The organism is Nonomuraea antri, from assembly GCF_013283785.1.
GTDB classification, from domain to species: Bacteria; Actinomycetota; Actinomycetes; order Streptosporangiales; family Streptosporangiaceae; genus Nonomuraea; species Nonomuraea antri.
Genome location: NZ_JABCPZ010000504.1, coordinates 1 through 1836, shown reverse-complemented (window position 1 = coordinate 1836; position 1836 = coordinate 1). Strand labels below are relative to the sequence as shown.

The 1836-nt window shown below is 57.6% G+C and carries 1 rRNA gene; it reads right to left on the bottom strand.

Annotation, left to right across the window (positions count from 1 at the left end):
• Positions 1-7: 7 nt before the first annotated feature.
• A 23S ribosomal RNA gene (locus HII36_RS56215) occupies positions 8-1836 on the bottom strand; the annotation flags it as partial.

The window sequence follows — 1836 nt, the reverse complement described above, 5'->3', positions numbered from 1 at the left end:
ATGCTTTGTGGTCAAGTCCTCGGCCTATTAGTACCGGTCAGCTCCACACGTTACCGTGCTTCCACCTCCGGCCTATCAACCCGGTCGTCTACCGGGAGCCTTACCCACTCTCATGGTGGGAGACCTCATCTCAAGGCGAGCTTCCCGCTTAGATGCTTTCAGCGGTTATCCCTTCCGAACGTAGCCAACCAGCCGTGCACCTGGCGGTACAACTGGCACACCAGAGGTTCGTCCGTCCCGGTCCTCTCGTACTAGGGACAGCCCCTTTCAAGTCTCCTGCGCGCGCAGCGGATAGGGACCGAACTGTCTCGCGACGTTCTAAACCCAGCTCGCGTACCGCTTTAATGGGCGAACAGCCCAACCCTTGGGACCTACTCCAGCCCCAGGATGCGACGAGCCGACATCGAGGTGCCAAACCATCCCGTCGATATGGACTCTTGGGGAAGATCAGCCTGTTATCCCCGGGGTACCTTTTAGCCGTTGAGCGACACCGCTTCCACACGCCGATGCCGGATCACTAGTCCCAGCTTTCGCTCCTGCTCGACCCGTCAGTCTCACAGTCAAGCTCCCTTGTGCACTTACACTCGACACCTGATTGCCAACCAGGCTGAGGGAACCTTTGGGCGCCTCCGTTACCCTTTAGGAGGCAACCGCCCCAGTTAAACTACCCACCAGACACTGTCCCCGATCCGGATCACGGACCAGAGTTAGACGTTCAAAACGACCAGAGTGGTATTTCACCAATGACTCCACCCGAACTAGCGTCCGAGCTTCCCAGTCTCCCACCTATCCTACACAAGACGCTCCAAACGCCAATGTCAAGCTGTAGTGAAGGTCCCGGGGTCTTTCCGTCCTGCTGCGCGAAACGAGCATCTTTACTCGTAGTGCAATTTCGCCGGGTCTGCGGTTGAGACAGCGGGGAAGTCGTTACGCCATTCGTGCAGGTCGGAACTTACCCGACAAGGAATTTCGCTACCTTAGGATGGTTATAGTTACCACCGCCGTTTACCGGCGCTTAAGTTCTCACCTTCGCCGTGTTGCCACAGCTAAGCGGTCCCCTTAACGTTCCGGCACCGGGCAGGCGTCAGTCCGTATACATCGTCTTACGACTTCGCACGGACCTGTGTTTTTAGTAAACAGTCGCTTCCCCCTGGCCACTGCGACCCCCACCAGCTCAGAGTGCAAGACTCATCACCAGCAGAGGTCCCCCTTCTCCCGAAGTTACGGGGGCAATTTGCCGAGTTCCTTAACCACAGTTCACCCGATCGCCTTAGTATTCTCTACCTGACCACCTGAGTCGGTTTAGGGTACGGGCCGCCACAACACTCGCTAGAGGCTTTTCTCGGCAGCATAGGATCATCCACTTCACCACAATCGGCTCGGCATCACATCTCAGGATACGTGTGAGGCGGATTTGCCTACCTCACTCCCTACATGCTTACCCCAGGACAACCATCGCCTGGGCTGGACTACCTTCCTGCGTCACCCCATCGCTTACCTACTACCCGATCGGATCGAGCGTTCACCCTGACCCCAAGCCCGAAGGCTTTAGGCGGGCTAAGGACTCTTAGCATCACGAGGTTCGATATGGGCGCGTTGAAGCGGGTACGGGAATATCAACCCGTTGTCCATCGACTACGCCTGTCGGCCTCGCCTTAGGTCCCGACTTACCCTGGGCGGATTAGCCTGCCCCAGGAACCCTTGGTCATCCGGCGGCAGGGTTTCTCACCCTGCATTCGCTACTCATGCCTGCATTCTCACTCGCACAGCCTCCACAACTAGATCACTCTGCTGCTTCACCGGCTGCACGACGCTCCCCTACCCACCAACAGCGCA